The organism is Maridesulfovibrio sp., from assembly GCF_965230075.1.
Lineage (GTDB): Bacteria > Desulfobacterota > Desulfovibrionia > Desulfovibrionales > Desulfovibrionaceae > Maridesulfovibrio.
Map to the genome: position 1 here is coordinate 1,149,340 of NZ_OZ245945.1, position 17,726 is coordinate 1,167,065.

Below are 17,726 nucleotides of genomic sequence, written 5' to 3' on the forward strand. Positions count from 1 at the left end.
TTAAAGATGAGATATGTGAAAAAAATATCATGGCAATTTTGGTGTGATTTTTGACTATAAAAATAAGTATTTTGATGACTTAAAGTGTTATTTAGGTCATATTTGTGAAAAAATGGACGGGTTGACATTGAACCCGGATACAGATTATTTTGTATTCCGACTGAGTGCTCAGTCGGTTTTTTGAAAGAGGAGAAACAATGACCAAGATGTCCAAAAAGAAGGCGGCAATACTGGAGGCTGCCACCATCCTTTTCGCTAACAAAGGTTTTGCAGACACTTCCATGCAGGAATTGTCCAAGATGACCGGGGCGGCGGAAGGAACCATTTTCTATCACTTCAAGAACAAGGAACACCTCCTGTTGACGATCCTTGAGGCAACCAAGGCGCGCATACTGGAGGAGTTCGAGGCTCATATGGATCACCATCAGCCAGGAACAGGTATTGAAGAGATGGAAGAGGTGGTTGCGTTTTACCTTCTTCTGGCTGGACGAATGGAATATCAGTTTCTTCTTCTGCACCGACATTTCCTTTATCAGTTCGCCGAAAGCCGACCTGAATTCCGGGAAAACCTCGAAGCCATTTATAACTGTCTGGTCATACTTTTTGAGCAGGCTATCCAAAAGGGGTTGGATGATGGCTCCATCGGCGAGGTCAACCCCCGGAAGAGTGCACTCATCATTTTTACGATGGTCGATGGTTTAGTGAGATTCAAGAACTTTAATCTCTACGATGCGGGTGCCTTGTTCAATGAGTTGATTGAGTCCATCCGCAGGATGTTGAAACCTAACTAGGGGTGTTTATCTCATGCTTACTAGAATTTTTCCTTTTCTGGGCTGGTTCAAAAAGTACAGCGGAACGGCTTTCAGGGCGGATATCATTTCCGGTCTGACCGTTGCACTGGTTCTTATTCCCCAGTCCATGGCGTATGCGCAGCTCGCAGGCATGCCTGCTTACTACGGTCTTTACGCCTCACTGCTTCCTCCCATGGTGGCAGCCCTGTTCGGCTCCAGCCGGCAGCTCGCTACCGGTCCCGTTGCTGTTGTATCCCTTATGACCGCAGCCTCCCTTGAACCTCTGGCAACAGCTGGTAGTGAAGGCTACATCGCCTACGCATTGCTGCTGGCCCTGCTGGTCGGTGTATTCCAGTTTCTGCTCGGCGTCTTGCGCCTCGGTCTGGTTGTTAACTTCCTTTCTCACCCGGTTGTTAACGGCTTCACCAACGCAGCGGCTATCATCATTGCTTCTTCTCAGCTTTCAAAGATGTTCGGCGTATACGTGGATAAAGCCGAACTCCACTTTGAGACCATCATGAGGGTTATCAAGGGCGCAATCCATTACACCCACCTACCCACACTAGGCATGGGGGTTCTGGCCTTTGCCATTATGGTTGGGCTGAAACGGGTTAACCCCAAGATTCCCAACGTACTCTGTGCGGTTGTGATCACTACTTTGCTGTCATGGGCCACCGGCTTTAACCATGATACTAAGGTTGATATTGCAGCGATTCAGGATGCAGAAGTGCAGACCTTGATTGCCGATTTCAACAAGTCCGTAACCGGTATTGAAGATCTCGCAGTCAAGCGTACTGAAATTGCGGCTCTTGAAGATCAGGCCAAAGCAGACAAGAACCAGATCGGTTATTATGATGCCGAGCACGACATTGCCGTGGTTAATTATCAGGTTAAGCTGCTCAAGCATAAATCTCATGAACTGCGCGCCTCCCTGCGTCACACCCTTTTTGATGGCGTGGAGCAGGCTGACGGCACCATGGCTTTCTATGTACAGGGTAAAGCTCCTCAAGGAGTTACCACTGACGGGCGTACTTGGCGTGTAAAAGTGGGTAACAAGGTTCTTGATACCACCTCTCTGAAAATGATGGGCGGCGGTGCGGTTGTTGGAACCATTCCTTCCGGTTTTCCGGCCATTGCGGTTCCCACCCTCGACCTCAAGGTTATGCTTAAGCTTTTCCCCTTTGCTATTATCATTTCTCTGCTCGGTTTTATGGAAGCGATCTCCATTGCCAAGGCTATGGCAGCAAAGACCGGCCAGAGACTTGACCCCAACCAGGAACTGATCGGTCAGGGACTCGCCAACATGCTTGGTGCCTGTGGTTCCGCATACCCTGCTTCCGGTTCTTTCTCCCGCTCTGCAGTTAACCTGCAGGCTGGTGCTGTAACCGGTCTTTCGAGTGTATTTACCTCCGCTATCGTGGCTGTTACCCTGCTGTTTTTCACCCCGCTTCTCTATCATCTGCCGCAGGCTGTTCTGGCAGCTGTTATTATGATGGCTGTTATCGGGCTGATCAACGCATCCGGTTTCATCCACGCATGGAAGGCCCAGAAATATGACGGAGCTATCTCAATTATTTCATTTCTTGCTACTCTGGCCTTTGCACCACACCTTGATAAGGGTATCATGATCGGTGTGGCCCTTTCGCTTGGCGTATTTCTCTACAAGAGCATGCGTCCCCGCGTGGCTGCCCTGTCCAAGGGTGAGGATGAAGTCCTTCGTGACGCCAGCATCCACGGCCTGCGCGAATGCGACCACATTGCGGTTGTCCGTTTTGACGGTCCTCTGTTCTTCGCTAACGCTAGTTTCCTTGAAGACCAGATCACTGACCGCATCATGGACATGCCCAACCTTAAACACATTATTCTGGTCTGCAACGGCATCAACGACATCGACGCATCCGGCGAGGAAGCGCTTTCCCTGATCGTTGATACCGTTAGAAGCGGTGGCCGTGACATCTCTCTTTCCGGTGTGAATGAGGCGGTCATGGCAGTGCTTGGACGTACCCACCTGCTTGAAAAGATCGGAAAAGACCATGTTTATGCTGATACTGAGGACGCTCTCTGCAAGACTCACGCTCAGGCCCATAAGGACGGTTCCGAGTCTAATTGCCCGCTCACAACTTACTGCCGTGTCAGCGGTAACGCTTAGTGGAGGTTGTTAATGTCTGATCTATTTATCTTCAGCGGTCTTTTCTGTCAGGCGGACGCTATTGTAAAACGCCTGATTGATGACACCGACTTTAAACTGGTCACTGATGAAGATCTTGTGGCTGAAGCTGCTTCCCTTGGTGGAATGAGCGAGAAGGCTGTAGCAAAGGCTTTCTCGCCCAAGACTTCCATCTTCAATAAGTTCAGCCACGAAAAAGAACGTGCTGTTTCCTGGCTCAGATTGGCTCTTGCCAACAAGCTTGCAGACGGTAAGGCGTTGTTGGTTTCCGGTATGGTTACTCAGCTTCTTTCTCAGGACATCAGTCATGTTCTCAAGGTCTGCATTATCGATGACCTTCCGAAAAGACTTGATACTGCCCGCAATGAATCTGGGCTTTCTGAAGGCGAAGCCGAGAAGGAAATTCAGCACAGTGATGAAGAACGTACTGTGTGGGTCCGAGAAGTGACCGGGAACAACGATCCTTGGGCTTCTTCCCTATATGACATGGTTATCCCCGCGGATAAAACCGGTGTGGATGAGTCTGTGGCTCTGATCAAGGAACAGCTTGGTAACTCAGCAGTTGAGGTTACTGAAGCCTCCAAGCAGGCTGTGCAGGATTTCCTGCTTGCCGCGAAGGTTGAGACTGCTTTGGTAGCTAAAGGGCATAATGTGGCCGTCAGTGCTAAAGATGGCAAGGTGACTCTCGCCATTAATAAAAAAGTGCTCATGGTTGAGCGTCTTGAAAAGGATCTGCGTGAAATCGCCGAGCCGCTGGAGGGCGTCAAGTCCGTGGATGTGACCTTCGGCAAGGAATACTATGAGGCTGATATCTATCGCCGTATGGATTTCGAACTGCCGTCCCGTGTCTTGCTGGTTGACGATGAACGTGAATTTGTTAAGACCCTGTCCGAACGCTTGCTGCTGCGTGATCTCGGTTCCGCAGTGGTTTACGACGGTGAATCCGCTCTTGACGTGGTTCAGGATGATGAACCTGAAGTAATGATCCTTGACCTGAAGATGCCCGGCATCGACGGTATCGAGGTTCTGCGCCGGGTTAAGTCCGACCGTCCCAACATTGAAGTTATTATCCTTACCGGTCACGGTTCCGAAGACGACCGCAAGACCTGTATGGATCTTGGTGCGTTCGCTTACCTGAACAAGCCTGTGGATATCGATGTACTCAGCAAGACCCTTAAAGACGCTTACGCCAAGGTGCGTAACTCTTAATCAATAACCTCTCCGGGGCTGGACATGAACATAAAGGGAATATTCAAGCCGGAATTCTGGGATGCGGACCCCAAGTCCGCAGGACCTTACAAGCAGCTGTTTGACTACAAGCGAATCTGGCAGCTTTGTATCGGAATCCTTGTTGCGGTATCTCTTGTTCCCATTTTGATCATGGCCTCCATTGACTTCAGCGTCACCCGGGGAGCGATCATATCTGAAAATACCCTGGAGGCGGCAAGGACTACGTCCAATACCCGCCGTTCGGTTTCCTACTTTCTGGAGGAGCGGAAATCAGCATTACAGCTGCTGGTTGAACTGCATGATTTCCGCTCCTTTGGTGACCGGGAAAAACTGGCCCAGATGCTTCAGTCCCTGAAGAACAGTTTCGGTGGTTTTGTCGATCTCGGCGTGATCAATAAGGCAGGCAAGCAGGTGGCTTATGTCGGCCCTTATAATCTGGAAGGGCGCGAGTATGCCGGGCAGGATTGGTTCCTGCAGACTGTGGAGCAGGGTATTTTTATCAGTGAAGTCTTTCTCGGATTCCGAGACAGCCCACACATCGTCATTGCCGTAAAGCATATGCTTGACGAGAAGACAAACCATTTTAAGATTCTGCGGGCTACTTTGGATACAAGGCAGTTTAACGGAATTCTGTCTTCGCTGGACCTTTCGGCAGGGGAAGATGTATTTCTGGTTAACCGGGAAGGTGTGCTGCAAACTCCATCCAACTGGAACGGTAAGATTTTTTCAAAAATGGGTTTTGAACTCCCAGAAGAATCTTTCCGTACTAAAGTTGAACAAATTTCTTATCGCAAGGGTGCTCCGGCAATGGTCGGTTATGCCTATCTGGAAAACACTCCCTTCGTGCTCCTCTATGTGAAGACCAAAGAGGAATATATGGGTGGCTGGCATAGTTCCCGTGATACGGTGACCTGGTTCACCATCATCAGTATTGCCGTCGTCATTCTGGTCATGTGGGCGGTGGCTTCTTATCTGGTTGAACGAATTTATATTGCCGACATGACCCGCTCCAAGGCCTTGCAGCAGATGGAGCATCACAACCGTATGGCTTCCATCGGGCGGCTGGCAGCCGGGGTGGCCCACGAAATTAACAACCCGTTGGCTATCATCAACGAGAAGGCCGGTCTGCTCAAAGATTTATTTACTTTCAGCAAAGCTTATGATGCGGACGAGCGGGTGCTTGGGCTTGTGGATTCGGTTATCGCTTCGGTTGAGCGCTGCGGGCGTATCACCAAGAGGTTGCTTGGATTTTCCCGCCAGACTGATATGGAATTTCGTCCGGTCTACCCGCGCAAAGTGATCGATACCGTGTTGAGTTTTTTGGACAAGGAAGCGGAGTACCGCTGCATTGAAGTCAGCGTGGACGTGGATGACAAAATTTATGAAGTGGTCACTGACCGCGGCAAGCTTGAACAGGTTTTGTTGAACCTGATCAACAATGCCTTTCAAGCCATGAAAGATGGGGGAGCCCTGCTGGTCAGGGTTGAGCGTGGAGATGAAGGGCAGGTTTTGTTTTCAGTGAAGGATAACGGGTGCGGTATTCCTGAGTCTGATCTGAAAAGAATTTTTGAACCATTTTATTCAACTAAAAAGCAATCAGGCGGAACAGGGCTGGGATTGTCCATTACCTACGGTCTGGTACAGGACCTTGGCGGCGAGATGAAAGTTCAAAGCCAGCTGGGTAAGGGGACTGAGTTCAGCTTCATGCTGCCTGTTGTTCCCAATATGAATGGGGAGAATTAGTCGATGAAGATTTTATTGGTGGATGATGAATCCGAACTGGTTTCAGCGTTGGCGGAAAGACTTTCCTTTCGGGGATTTGATGCTGACTGGGCCTGTTCCGGGGCGGAGGCAATAGACAAGGTAAAAGAGAACGAGTACGACCTCGCGGTTCTGGATGTGAAAATGCCTCGCATGAGCGGGCTGGAACTGCGGGCCGAACTGAACAAGATTCGTTCAGGCATGAAATATATTTTTCTTTCCGGGCATGGTTCGGAAGAAGATTACAAGGCGGGAGCGGCCGAAGCAGAGTGCTATCTGGTCAAACCCGTCAAGATCGAAGAGCTGGTGGAAAAAATCAATCAGGCTCTCGGATCTGAATAAACATCCATAAGGAGTATCGCATGGGAGTATCAGCACCGCAGAAAGACCGTGACGGACTCTGCTTTTTCGGGCAGATCAGCGCGGCCATTTCCCATGACCTCAAAAATGTTTTGGCAATCATCAATGAAGATGCCGGCTTGTTGCAGGATTTTTCACTCATGGCTGCGCAGGGCATGGAACTTGACCCCCAGCGTTTGATTAAGCTGGCTGAGAAAGTTCAGGGTCAGGTCAAGAGAGGTGATGGAATCATCAAAAACATGAATCGGTTCGCCCACAGTGTGGACCTTCCGGTTTGCGATGTTGATTTCCGCGAACTTACGGAACTGGTAATTTCCCTGTTGACCCGTATGGCCTCGCGCAAGTGTGTCATGGTAACTGTCAAGGAAGGCGAACAGGTCAAAGGTAAAGGCGATCCATTCACCATTCAGATGCTCATGGCTAAAGCTCTTGAGTATTCCATGGACAGTGCCGGCAGGGATGGAGAACTCGGCATCGAGGTAAGCTCCGCAGGCGGTGTGAATGCCGTCGCAATTTCAGGATTGAGTGAAGCAATCACTGACGAAAAGCTGGCCGAGCTTAAATCAATTGCCGTTAAAGCGGATGCCGAATCCGCATATGTCCCGCAGGACAATATATTAACTCTTAATTTTTAATTACTTAAACTGCATCATGCAGGTGGAGAAGAAAGATGGCAGAAAAAGTACTTCTGGTTGATGATGAAAAGGAATTTGTTGAAGGTTTGGCTGAACGTATGGAATTGCGCGGCATGAATGTAACCGCATGTACCAACCCGCAGGAAGCCCTCGACAAAGTCGATTCCGAAAGTTTCGACGCAATCGTGCTTGATCTCCAGATGCCCGGAATTGACGGCATTGAGGCTCTCAAGCATATCAAAAAGGCCAGACCCGAAATGCAGGTTATCCTGCTTAGCGGTCACGCAACAGTAGAGAAAGGTATTGAGGCCATGAAGCTCGGCGCTATGGATTTCGTTGAAAAGCCCGCAGATATCAATGTGCTGACCGATAAGATCAAGAAAGCACAGGCTAAAAAAATGATCCTCGTTGAAGAAAAGACCGAGGAAAAAGTTAAGGATATCCTGAGCCACAAGGGCTGGTAGGAATCTATCAATATAGTTTACGGCAAAACGCCCCGTACTCGGTTGAGTACGGGGCGTTTTGTTTTGTTAAATCAGTTCTCGGCTGACTATTGTAATTCAATAATTGAAAGACAATAGTAAATATTATTCAAAAGCAATAGTTCAAATAGTTACCGCTTGTTAAGCAGGGTCTGCCCATAAACAGCCTGCCCCAGTGATATGCAGCCGTCATTGGGCGGAAGATAGCGATGGACCAAAGGAGTCAGACCGCGCTTTTGGAGCTCTACGGGCAGCTCTACTGCAATGGTAAGGTTCTGCATTACTCCGCCACTCAGGCCTACGGTTTTGATTCCGGTCTGTGCGGCGATCGTTTGGGCGCAATCTGCCAGTCCTAGGATCAGGCCGCGATGGAAGCGTCGGCTGATAATTGCCGGGGAGGTTCCGTTGTAGAAATCAGCATAAGCCTGCTTGAAAAGTTCTGCGGTTCTGATCTCGTATGGTTCTGCGGATTGATCAAGGGGGCAGTCGTATGCTCCGCTTTCATTCATATCCTGAATTTTTTCGAGGATTATTGCAGCCTGCCCTTCGTAGGATATGGCTGAGCAGAGCCCAAGCATGGCGGAGATTGCATCAAAGAGTCGCCCGCAACTGCTGGTGGGCGGGCAGTTGATGTTCTTTTCAAGGACCTGATCGAACATCTTCAGGCCTCTGCGAAACTGTTCCGGTACCGGAATCTGGTTCGCATCAAGGCCGAGGTCTAAAGTCGCTGCACGGGCAATGCGCCATGGTTCGCGTACCGCTGCTTCACCTCCGGGTAAGCGTAGATGGCTGAAGCGGGCCAGTCGCTTGTGTTCCAGTTCTACATTATCCACTAACAGGCATTCGCCGCCCCAGACAGTGCGGTCATCACCGAGCCCGGTTCCGTCGAGGGCCAGTCCAAGAGCGGGGCCTTGATGCTTGTTTTCTGCAAGCACAGAGTGGATATGAGCGTAGTGGTGCTGGAGAGCTGATGTTTCAATACCTTCTGCCAGTGAAATTTCCTCGGCAAATCCTGTAGTCAGGTAGTCCGGGTGCAGGTCGTGCACAATGAGTTCTGGTTTAACCTTGAGGATGGACTGTAGGTGCAGTCGGATTTCCTTCCAGAAATTGGCGGTCTCTAAATTCTGCATGTCCCCGATATGCTGGCTGCTGAAAGCTTGATCGCCTTTGGTCAGGCAGAGGGTGTTCTTGAGCTCCGGTCCGGTTCCCAGCACGCAGGGGCCATCCTGAGCTAAGAAAACCGGGGAGGGTGTGAACCCTCTGGCACGGCGCATGAAGACTGTGCGCGATTCAGCTTCACCACAATATTCAGGCACTGAGCGGGCCACAGAATCGTCAACCCGGATGAGGATGTCCCGATTGTGGAAAAGGAAAACATCTACGATATTAGGCAGTCTTTTGATTGCCTCACGGTTACCGATGCATATGGGCGCGGAACTCATGTTGCCGGAAGTCATGACCAATGCAGAGGGCAGCTCGGAATCATTCAGGGCAGAGAAATATTTAAGCAGAACCTGATGCAGCGGGGTGTATGGCACCATCAGTCCAATGAAGTCCGTATCCGGTGCTATCACAGTTGCAAGGGAATAGTGCTTTCCTTTGGGGGCCAGCACGATAGGCCGCTGTAAACCTTCCAGCAGTTCAATGTCGTTGTCGGTGAGGTTGGCAAGTTTATGTGCTTCATCCACGTCGCGGACCATAACCGCCAGCGGTTTGTCTGGGCGGTTCTTCCGTTCGCGCAGGGTGTGTACGGCTTCTGCATTGGATGCATCGCAGACCAGATGGAATCCGCCTAGTCCCTTAACTCCGGCAACCTTTCCCTCGGCCAGCATCTTTGCCAGCTCTCGCAGGGCAGTGTCCGGTCCGGCAAGTTCATTGCCTTGATTATCAGTAAGCCAGACCTTGGGGCCGCAGTCTGCACAGGCATTAGGCTGGGCATGGAAGCGGCGGTCCAACGGATCTTCATACTCAGTGCGGCAGTCGTCGCAGAGTTCAAAGCAGGCCATGGAAGTTACCGGGCGGTCATAGGGAATTGACTTGGTGATAGTGTAGCGCGGGCCGCAATTGGTGCAGTTAGTGAACGGGTATTCATAGCGGCGGTTTTGCGGATCATTCATATCCGCGAAACAGTCCGGACAGGTAGCAACGTCCGGACTGATCAGTACGCAATGGCCTTCTCCGGCAGTGGAGGCCAGAATACAGAATTTTTTCTCGCCCTCGATTACTTCAAGATTTTCTTTTTCCAGCGAAACTATGCGGGCCAAGCGGGGCAGGTCCTCCTTGAAGCTTTGGTCAAAGTTGTTCAGCGCATCCTCGCTGCCCTGCAATTCTATAAGCACCCCTTCAGGACTGTTCAGCACTGTGCCGGAAAGATTGTGCTTGAGCGCTGTCTTGTAAACAAAGGGTCTGAAACCAACGCCCTGAACCTGTCCGGTGACAGTAAGTAGTCTGCGGGAAATATTATTTGCGGTCATTGTATGAAAATCACTTTGCTAAAAAATTGTACAAGCTGTCATTGTAAGCTGCGAAGCATAATAAAAGGTTTTGGGATTCTTAAACCCTTTTGCAAAATGGTTTAAGCCGCCGGAGGCGAAATTTATTTATCCAAATCTACTGAAAAGGGATTTGATGCGGCCTTTTACAAAGCGGACAGGCTCGAATTCCATAGGGCTTAGTTGCTGCGGAACTTTGAAATCCGTGGTGTCAAAGTCATCAGGGGGTTCGATCACATATTTAATGTGGTCCGGGTTGTAACCGTGAATCTTCTGACATGCTGTTTCCCGCCAGAGCAGTATTTTCTTAGGACTCAACCCCAGCAGCATGTATAGGGCAGTATCAAGGGCAAAGGGGTTGGTGGAACCGGCCAGCAAACTCATAGAATAGGGCTTGCCGTTGATCGGTCCGGTTTCGTGCATGGGGTAAATGGCGTCCATGAGATTGAAGGCCAAAGGCATGGACTTGACCACTTCAATGATCATTTTTTCCATCAGTCCGGGAGTCTCTCCGAATCGGGTATGGGCGTAGGCCTTGCGGAAACCGACTACTGTGCCGAAAAGGTTTTTAACCGCTCCGGTGACCACGAATTGTCCGTGGGCTTTCAGTTTGGGGACGCTGATGATCATGTCCGACTCAAGGGCGTCACGGGAGATGCCAATGGTTTCACCGAAGGACAGTTTAAGCGGTGTGGGGCGGCCTAGGCTTTTAGGCTTCAGTCCCATTTTTTTCAAACCGTCTGTCATGCCTATGGCTTTGGAAACCTGCGCAGCACTGCCGTATCCCGGAGAGTCCGCAACAGTGATCTGTGCTCCGCAATCCTTGAGGTAACGGCACAGGGAAAGGGTTACGTTGGGGTGGGTGCAGGCCAGCGGGTTCTTAGAGGAAACCAGATTAGGCTTAACCAGAACCTTGGTGCCGGGATTTACTTTCAACCCGCATTCCTCCAAGGTCATGGCTACCGCCGTATCCAGAAATGTAGATTCATATTCTAGGATGCGGAAAAAGGAGACAGGGATTTTCGGATTGTTATTGCTCATCTGGTTTTATCTCTTTTTTAGCTGCTAGCGGAGCTTTTTCCGGTTTCTTTTTAGCTGGTTGGGCAGCAGGCTTCTTTTTGACTTTTTTGCCTTGTTCCGGTTTAGGCGTGGCCGTAGCTTTTTTTCTCCCCTGCTGAGTAGTTACTTTTTTGCCATTGGTTTGTGAAGTAGCCTGCTTTACTTTTTTGCTGGGCGTAGCCTTTTTGACAGGCTTACCCTCAGCGTCTGTTTTGATCGGCTGCTTCTTTTGCTCGGCAGGTCGAGCCGCTTTCTTCTTGCCGGGGGCAGCGGAACTTTTCTTCGCTACAGGTTTTTGGCCGGTGGGTTTCTTTTTGAGCACTTTTTTTGTTTGTTGCTCTCCGGATGGAGCTGCAGCTTTTTTCTTGCGTTGCTTTGTAGCCTGATCCGGGGATATTTTTTTCTTCTTAACTGCCTTCTTGTCGGACGTGCCTGATTCTTCAGGCTTGGCTTTCGCTTTTGTCTTTTTCTTTAGTGCCTCTTTGTTGGTCCTGGTGCTTTTGATCTTTTTGGCCTGTTCCTCTTTTTTCTTTTTCATTGCCTTGGCTTTGGCAGCCTTTTTTTTCTTGGCGGCAAGGGCTTTCTTTTGGGCGTCTGATAATTCCCGGCCAAGCCTGATGCGCATGCTTTTCATGAAATCATCAGAAGCAAGGGTGCCGAAAAAAAAGAAATTGGACATATCCCAGAGAATGGCAAATAGGAGTATTCCCAGCGTTCCCAAGGCAAGATAGGTGTATCCGGATGTTTGACTGACCGGTAAGGCTTCACGCAGGTTGTAGGCCGGGATGAGCAATTCTTTCCGTATTTTTTTGATCAGTTTTTCCTGCTTTTCCTTTTTCTGTGAAGCCATGGCAGCAGACATTTTTTGTAGTATCCGGTTCAGGTAATACATAGCCTGAGTAGCCGGCATGGAATATCTTTGTTGCAAGGCATCAAACCTGTTCAAGTAGAGCAGGTGAATATCATCCATGAAAAATTTGAGAGTATAGCCGAGATCCCCCTGAATGTTGACCTTCCGCCCTTTGGGAGTCACAGTCAGTTTATTGCGCAGGAACATCATTGTTGCGATGCGGGCCTCATCATTGTTCCGGAAGACGAGTGTGGTTTTGAAGTTTTTGCCTAGGAACTGGGTGTTTTCAGCTTCGATTTTGTGGAAAGGCGGTTTTACACCCTTGCGTAAAGAATTGAAGGTCGATTCCATGGCTTCAAATCCATTGGCACCATTGAACAGGGGCAGATGCATGGCTCCGACTATGAGCATGCTGGAGACAAAGAGCATGGCCGCGATGGTGAGGGTTTTAATGGAATAGGTCATCTCTCTTCCTCCTCATCTCCAACCGGTTGCAAGGATTGGTATATCCCGCTCAGGAAGGCGAATAACATCCAACCTCCGAAAATTCCGGCCCCGATGAGCAGAATGTACGAACCGCTCGAATCAAATGTTGAAACCAGCCCCGGATCAATGGAAGCCCCGGCCTTGCGTAACAGGGCGGGAATAGCGAGTATGCGGTTGATGATGACCGATACCACCAGCAAGGCAACTAATCCTTTGACCCGGTATGGCAGGATATTCTTCAGACTTTTACTACCTAAGTGCAGGCCGGTGATGGTTCCGAAGACCAATCCTGCTATGCAGTATATGTTGATGAATCCGTTCAATCCATAAGTGGACATTGATAGGGTTCCTGTTGAAAGGGCCAGTCTAGCCATATCGGTGCCGGCCACCAGGGCGGCAACACAGCCGAATCCCTTGGTCATGATTGTAAAGGTCAGGATGACCCCGCCCGATCCGGTCATGGCCATGAAGAAACCCCCGATTATGGTCAGGAAGAAGATCGGCAGGATCGGGATGCTATCAGTGGTATCCTCTTCTTTTGCCTCATCCAAATCAGGTTCTTCTCCGTCCCGCCTCATCTCAGCAGGTTCCAGCTCTTCTCCTTCCTCCTCTTTTATGGTTGAAGGAAATTTAATGTAGGGCGGCAATTTCATGCTGCGCATACTGCGGGCAATTTCCCAAGGCTCTTCATCCGGGTACAGCTCATCTTCAAATTGCGGTTCCGGTTCCGGCTCCGGGTTCGGCTCAGGCTCTTTTCCTTTTTGAGGTTGTGCCTGTTCTTCAGCCCCTTCTTTGGGGTTATCGTCCGGTTTTTTTTCATCGCTCTTTGGCTGTTCTGCTGGGGCTTCCGTTTGGGTATTTATTGCCTCTTGATCTTGATTCTTCTCTTGTTCCTTGCGCAACAGTTCAAGCGCATATTTCTGTGCTGCTTCGCGGAAGTCCGGGATAATTATGAAAGAGTATACAATCAGCCAGAGGGCGATCATGGAAGATATGAAGACGTCGTTTCCGGCCGGGTCGGCAATGAAAATTGTTTTACACAACACGTAGCCGGCGACTCCACCAAGCACTGTGCCGATAGTCATGATTAAGGCCAGTGTGTATTGGATGCGGCGGTTGATGCCCATGCGCAGGCTTTGGATGGTGCTGAAAATAAACAACCGCAGCATCTCTGAGCCGACAGCGTAGATACCGCTTACTCCTGCGGTCATTAGTGCCGGAACAACAAGCAGTCCGCCGCCTGCGCCTATCACCGCGCTGAGCATTCCGGTTACCAGACCGATAGCAGCGCACTTGAAAAATCCCGGGCCACTTGCGTCCGGCAGGATGTAGGGATTGTTGGCTCTTCCAATATAGTCGGGAATTTTGATGTCTGCCGCATGTAGCAGCAGAGGGTAGAGCAGGAGAAATACTGCGCTGATAAGGAGGAATATGTCTCGGCCGGAAGGTTTCTTCATGTGATTCCCTGCCTGATTGAGTAATGATTTTATTTACATATAAAAAGAATTGGGAAATATATCAACCATATGTCTTTTCTTTCCCTCCGTAATCAGGAGGACAACTTGCGCTTGTTTTTTTTAAGTAGTAGAAGTTTAGCCCTGATCATAAATATTGGTTTATATTTTAAAAGCTTAAGTATAAGGCGAAGCGGGGTTGTCATGAGCGGTAAATTGGTTTCCATGAAGGATCTTTCTCTTACACTGGATCGTGGTCCTGTGTTGCAGGATATCGACTGGGATATCCGTTCCGGTGAGCATTGGGCTGTTCTGGGGCCTAACGGGGCCGGGAAGACAACCCTGATGATGATTCTTGCCGGGGAAGTCTGGCCGGATGACGAAACCACCCGTGAATTCATGGTTGAAGGGGATACGGTCAACAGTCCGCTTGAGCCCCTTGAGCGCTACCGCATGATTTCACCTGAGCATCAGGATATTTTTGAAAAACTGGCTTGGGACGTAACCGGGGAAGAAGTCGTTTTGGCCGGAAAGGACAATACTCCCTTTTTATACCGCCTTGCAGATGATGAGGAATACGTGCGGGTCAGGGATTTTATGGACTCACTGGGTATGCTCGATCTTGCCAAGCGCAGCATGGTTAAAATGTCGCGTGGTGAGGGGCGCAAGATTCTCATTGCCCGTGCCCTGATGGCTGAGCCGGAGATTCTCATTCTGGATGAATTCCTTGAGGGGATTGACCAGCAGTCCCGTGAACAGTTGATCCGGGCAATTGATATTGCCGCTGCTAACGGAACCACCATAGTCTGTTCTGCCCACCGCAAGGAGGAGTTGCCTTCTTGTGTGAACAAAACATTGTATATCCGTGACGGAAAGATTGACCATTGCCGTGACGGAGAGGGACGCGAAGTTTCCTGCACCAGTTCTCATGAATTGAAACGCACTCCACCGGAAGTAAACAGCATCGAGCCGGGGCGGACTTTGTTCAAGCTTACCGACTCCAGTGTTGTTTTTCTTGGCAAGACCGTGCTGCAAAATATTGATTGGGAAATGACTGGAGGTGAAAGCTGGGCCGTGCTTGGACGCAATGGGGCCGGGAAATCCACGCTTCTGCGCCTGCTCTATGGGGATGCCGCAGCTTATGCTGCTGAAGATGAAATGGAACGTCTGCCCGAAAGGGGAGACAGTCTGCGCTCAGTTCGAGGGCGTATGGGGATGGTTTCAGCTTCCATGCAGGCTTCATTCGGTGAGGCAGTAGGCAAACCTATTCCAATCTTTGACGTGGTTATTTCCGGATTTTTTGCTTCTGCGGGAATTCTTGATGAAATTTCAGATGAAATGCGCGAGAAGACATGGGAGTGGCTGCGATTTTTCGGCATCGAAGATTTGGCTGAGAGACCAATGGAACAGGTTTCTTACGGTCAGCTTCGCAAGGCTTTTATTGCTCGAGCTCTTATCTCCGGACCTGATGTGTTGCTGCTTGATGAGCCTCTGGCAGGGGTGGATGAGGAATCACGCCGGGAGATTTATCAGCTGTTGGAGCTGCTTGCCAAGGCCGGGGTAGCCATGGTTTACGTGACTCACCATCGGGAAGAGTTGATCCCTTCAATTTCACATGTCCTTGAAATTGAGGGAGGCAAAGTTTCATTCCGGGGAACGAAAGAAGATTATTTCAAGTTACGCGATTAAAAAAACGGGGATGTTAAATATCCCCGTTTTTTTATTTTTTTATCCAGCCTTTAGCACTCATACAGCGCTGAAAGGCTTTACTTTCTTTGGTAGAAAGGTCCTGATCTTGGGAGTAGGTTCTTTGCGGCAGGTCATTGTCCGGGGCGGCGTTTGTCTGCTTCTGGGCTCGTTCCCGGCACTGGGCACGGTCTGCGGCAAAACGTTCGCTTCTGTTTACGGACATATCCAGACTGGGATTCTGCCATGATGTGCAGCCAGCCAGAAGAAGTAGCGTGGTTAAAATTATATATTTCATGTTCAGTCCTCAATCAGGCTTTGACGATGAAGCCTGCATTTCTCAAATTTTCTTTGTTGTAGGGAAATTCCTTTCCGTCCAGTCCAAGCATAGTGCCTCCTGCGGCTTCTACAATAGCTTGTCCTGCCGCAGTATCCCATTCCATGGTAGGATTAAAGCGGGGGTAGAGATGGGCTTTGCCTTCCGCAACAAGGCAGAATTTAATGGCACTGCCTGCCGGGGTCATCTTATTTACGTTTATTGTTTTCAGGTAATCCGCAAGGGATGGGGCTGGGTGTGACCTGCTGCCGACCACGTTGAGTCCTTCGCTTTCGGCTGGGGGATTTGTGGCGATGGATACAGGAGTATCGCCGTTCCTGCTGATTTTGGCACCTGTTTCAATGCTTCCGGTGTAGAGTGCATCCTGCGTCGGCGCATATACAATTCCAAGGACCGGACGGTTATTCCGCATCAGGGCAATGCACACACAGAACTCACCATTGTCCTTGATGAATTCTTTAGTCCCATCCAATGGATCTACGAGGAAAAATTCATCCCATTGTCTTCTTTCTTCAAATGGAATTTTAGTACCTTCTTCTGATAGTACCGGAATTCCGGGATAAAGTTCAGCCAAGCGTTTTGAAATGACTTCATTGGAGGCAATATCCGCCGCTGTAACCGGGGACTTGTCATCTTTATCTTTCACGTCGAAACCTTTGCTGCGAACATCCATGATGGCAGCCCCGGCCTCACGTGCAATACTGGATAGATTTTCAATCATTTCTTTCATGGGTTAAGCAATATCAAAGCTTTAGCAAAGTGTCATCAATTCCGGGCGTTAGTTTTGTTGATTTTGACTTGCATGGATATGGAGTTTATCTTCATATATTACAGGGGGAATTATGAAGATAGATATCAGAGTTGCTGAAATGCTTGACGGGCAGTTCATGGAAAAGTGTTTTGCCTCCGGTGAAAATGTTCGCATTGCTCCACATGTCCTTATACGTAAAATCTCGCGGGAGCTTGGACTTGATTTGAATTGTGTTGAGCGGGCGGTTTTTTCGCACGGCGCTGTTCCGGAACGTTACGCGCGCAATCTTATCTCTTTCTCTGCGGATGAGCAGCGTAGGCTGTTTTTTTCAAAGGTAGCCATGGTCGGTATAGGCGGTCTTGGAGGTCATCTGCTTGAGTCTCTGGCTCGCGCAGGAGTCGGGCACATCACTGCTTGTGATGGTGACAGCTTTGAACCGTCCAACCTGAACAGGCAAAGGTTTGCCGTTGAAAACTCACTGTACAGCAAAAAAAGTGAAGCTGCTTTTGAGATGATCAGGGAAGTAAATCCTGCGGTATTTCTGGATGTGCGGTCAGATTTTATTGATGATGATTTTGAGTCATTCATCAAAGGGGCTGATCTTGTTGCTGACTGTCTGGGGGGGCTTGAATACAGGGGAAAACTGAAAGATGCAGCAGCAAAGCTGGAAATTCCAATGGTGACGGCCTCAGTTGCTGGTTGGGCCGGAATCGTTTCTACTGTTTTTCCTGGGGGCAGTTCTCCTGCGGACTTTTTCGGCTCTGATAATGGGCTTGAGGAGGAATTGGGGACTCCTGTTCCTGCAATTACAACTGCTGTAGGAATTCAGTGTGGTGAAATTTTAAAGATACTCAGCGGAAAAGAGTCTTCCCTTTCAGGAAAAGCTTTGATGTTTGATCTTTCAAAGTTGTATTTTGAGACCGTGTCCCTTTAAAATAAAGAGTATAGCAAAAGATATTTAGACTCGAATTATCTTCTGGCAAATATACAATATGGAAAGCCGAGGCATTGATATAAATATGCCTCGGCTTTTTTGGGGCGATTAATTTCCATTGAGTGAATATAGTGATTGTCCTGTCTTCTTTCTGTGCTTGTAGTATTGTGTTTTGTCGGTAAAAGGTAGTGTCTGTTTGTTTGAGTTCAGATGTTTTAGTTTGTTAAATAGGTGTTTTGTTGTTATATGCT

General features: G+C 49.3%; 15 protein-coding genes. 9 read left to right on the forward strand and 6 right to left on the reverse strand.

What is annotated here, in order from left to right; translation table 11 throughout:
• Positions 1-197 precede the first annotated feature (197 nt).
• Genes ACO05Z_RS05140 through ACO05Z_RS05170 form a run of 7 tightly spaced genes read left to right on the forward strand, consistent with a single transcriptional unit; the run spans position 198 to position 7,408 of the window.
• The gene (locus ACO05Z_RS05140) at positions 198-791 is read left to right on the forward strand and encodes a TetR/AcrR family transcriptional regulator (protein WP_421901101.1); all 594 of its coding nucleotides are present in this window, start codon (positions 198-200) and stop codon (positions 789-791) included.
• A gap of 13 nt (positions 792-804) precedes the next feature.
• Positions 805-2,940 (forward strand): SulP family inorganic anion transporter, encoded by a 2,136-nt coding sequence (locus ACO05Z_RS05145; protein ID WP_421901102.1) that lies wholly within the window; start codon positions 805-807, stop codon positions 2,938-2,940.
• 12 nt (positions 2,941-2,952) lie between these two features.
• Positions 2,953-4,167: a response regulator gene (locus ACO05Z_RS05150; protein ID WP_421901103.1), complete on the forward strand. Its 1,215-nt coding sequence runs from the start codon at positions 2,953-2,955 to the stop codon at positions 4,165-4,167.
• 24 nt (positions 4,168-4,191) lie between these two features.
• Positions 4,192-5,931 carry a sensor histidine kinase gene (locus ACO05Z_RS05155; protein ID WP_421901104.1) on the forward strand — a complete coding sequence of 580 codons (1,740 nt, stop codon included), beginning with the start codon at positions 4,192-4,194 and terminating at the stop codon, positions 5,929-5,931.
• A 3-nt stretch (positions 5,932-5,934) separates the two neighbouring features.
• Positions 5,935-6,291 carry a response regulator gene (locus ACO05Z_RS05160; protein WP_421901105.1) on the forward strand — a complete coding sequence of 119 codons (357 nt, stop codon included), beginning with the start codon at positions 5,935-5,937 and terminating at the stop codon, positions 6,289-6,291.
• A 20-nt stretch (positions 6,292-6,311) separates the two neighbouring features.
• A complete protein-coding gene (locus tag ACO05Z_RS05165) occupies positions 6,312-6,944 on the forward strand; it encodes a sensor histidine kinase (protein ID WP_421901106.1) in 633 nt (210 codons plus the stop codon).
• Between the two features lie 35 nt (positions 6,945-6,979).
• Complete coding sequence (locus tag ACO05Z_RS05170; RefSeq protein WP_421901107.1) at positions 6,980-7,408, forward strand: response regulator; 429 nt, start codon at positions 6,980-6,982, stop codon at positions 7,406-7,408.
• 149 nt (positions 7,409-7,557) lie between these two features.
• Here ACO05Z_RS05170 and hypF read toward each other — a convergent pair whose 3' ends face one another.
• The 4 genes from hypF to ACO05Z_RS05190 form a co-directional block, all read right to left on the reverse strand.
• Complete coding sequence (gene hypF, locus ACO05Z_RS05175) at positions 7,558-9,900, reverse strand: carbamoyltransferase HypF (protein WP_421901108.1); 2,343 nt, start codon at positions 9,898-9,900, stop codon at positions 7,558-7,560.
• 126 nt (positions 9,901-10,026) lie between these two features.
• Positions 10,027-10,959: a DUF362 domain-containing protein gene (locus ACO05Z_RS05180; RefSeq protein ID WP_421901109.1), complete on the reverse strand. Its 933-nt coding sequence runs from the start codon at positions 10,957-10,959 to the stop codon at positions 10,027-10,029.
• Positions 10,949-12,292: a hypothetical protein gene (locus ACO05Z_RS05185; protein ID WP_421901110.1), complete on the reverse strand. Its 1,344-nt coding sequence runs from the start codon at positions 12,290-12,292 to the stop codon at positions 10,949-10,951. Before ACO05Z_RS05185 ends, ACO05Z_RS05180 begins: the two co-directional genes overlap by 11 nt.
• Positions 12,289-13,770, reverse strand: a complete 1,482-nt coding sequence (locus ACO05Z_RS05190; RefSeq protein ID WP_421901111.1) for a sulfite exporter TauE/SafE family protein — start codon at positions 13,768-13,770, stop codon at positions 12,289-12,291. The genes ACO05Z_RS05185 and ACO05Z_RS05190 overlap by 4 nt, the downstream gene beginning before the upstream one ends.
• 201 nt (positions 13,771-13,971) lie before the next feature.
• Between ACO05Z_RS05190 and ACO05Z_RS05195 the strand changes: the two genes are divergently transcribed.
• A complete protein-coding gene (locus ACO05Z_RS05195) occupies positions 13,972-15,456 on the forward strand; it encodes an ATP-binding cassette domain-containing protein (protein WP_421901112.1) in 1,485 nt (494 codons plus the stop codon).
• 31 nt (positions 15,457-15,487) lie between these two features.
• Here the strand turns inward: ACO05Z_RS05195 and ACO05Z_RS05200 are convergent, their stop codons facing one another.
• Positions 15,488-15,751, reverse strand: a complete 264-nt coding sequence (locus ACO05Z_RS05200; protein WP_421901114.1) for a hypothetical protein — start codon at positions 15,749-15,751, stop codon at positions 15,488-15,490.
• A 13-nt stretch (positions 15,752-15,764) separates the two neighbouring features.
• Positions 15,765-16,520, reverse strand: coding sequence for a 3'(2'),5'-bisphosphate nucleotidase CysQ (cysQ, locus tag ACO05Z_RS05205; RefSeq protein WP_421901115.1), 756 nt, complete (start codon positions 16,518-16,520; stop codon positions 15,765-15,767).
• Between the two features lie 112 nt (positions 16,521-16,632).
• On the opposite strand from cysQ, the gene ACO05Z_RS05210 reads away from it, so the two are divergent.
• Entirely contained in the window at positions 16,633-17,475 is an 843-nt protein-coding gene (locus ACO05Z_RS05210) for a ThiF family adenylyltransferase (RefSeq protein WP_421901116.1), read from the forward strand.
• The last annotated feature ends 251 nt before the right edge of the window (positions 17,476-17,726 follow it).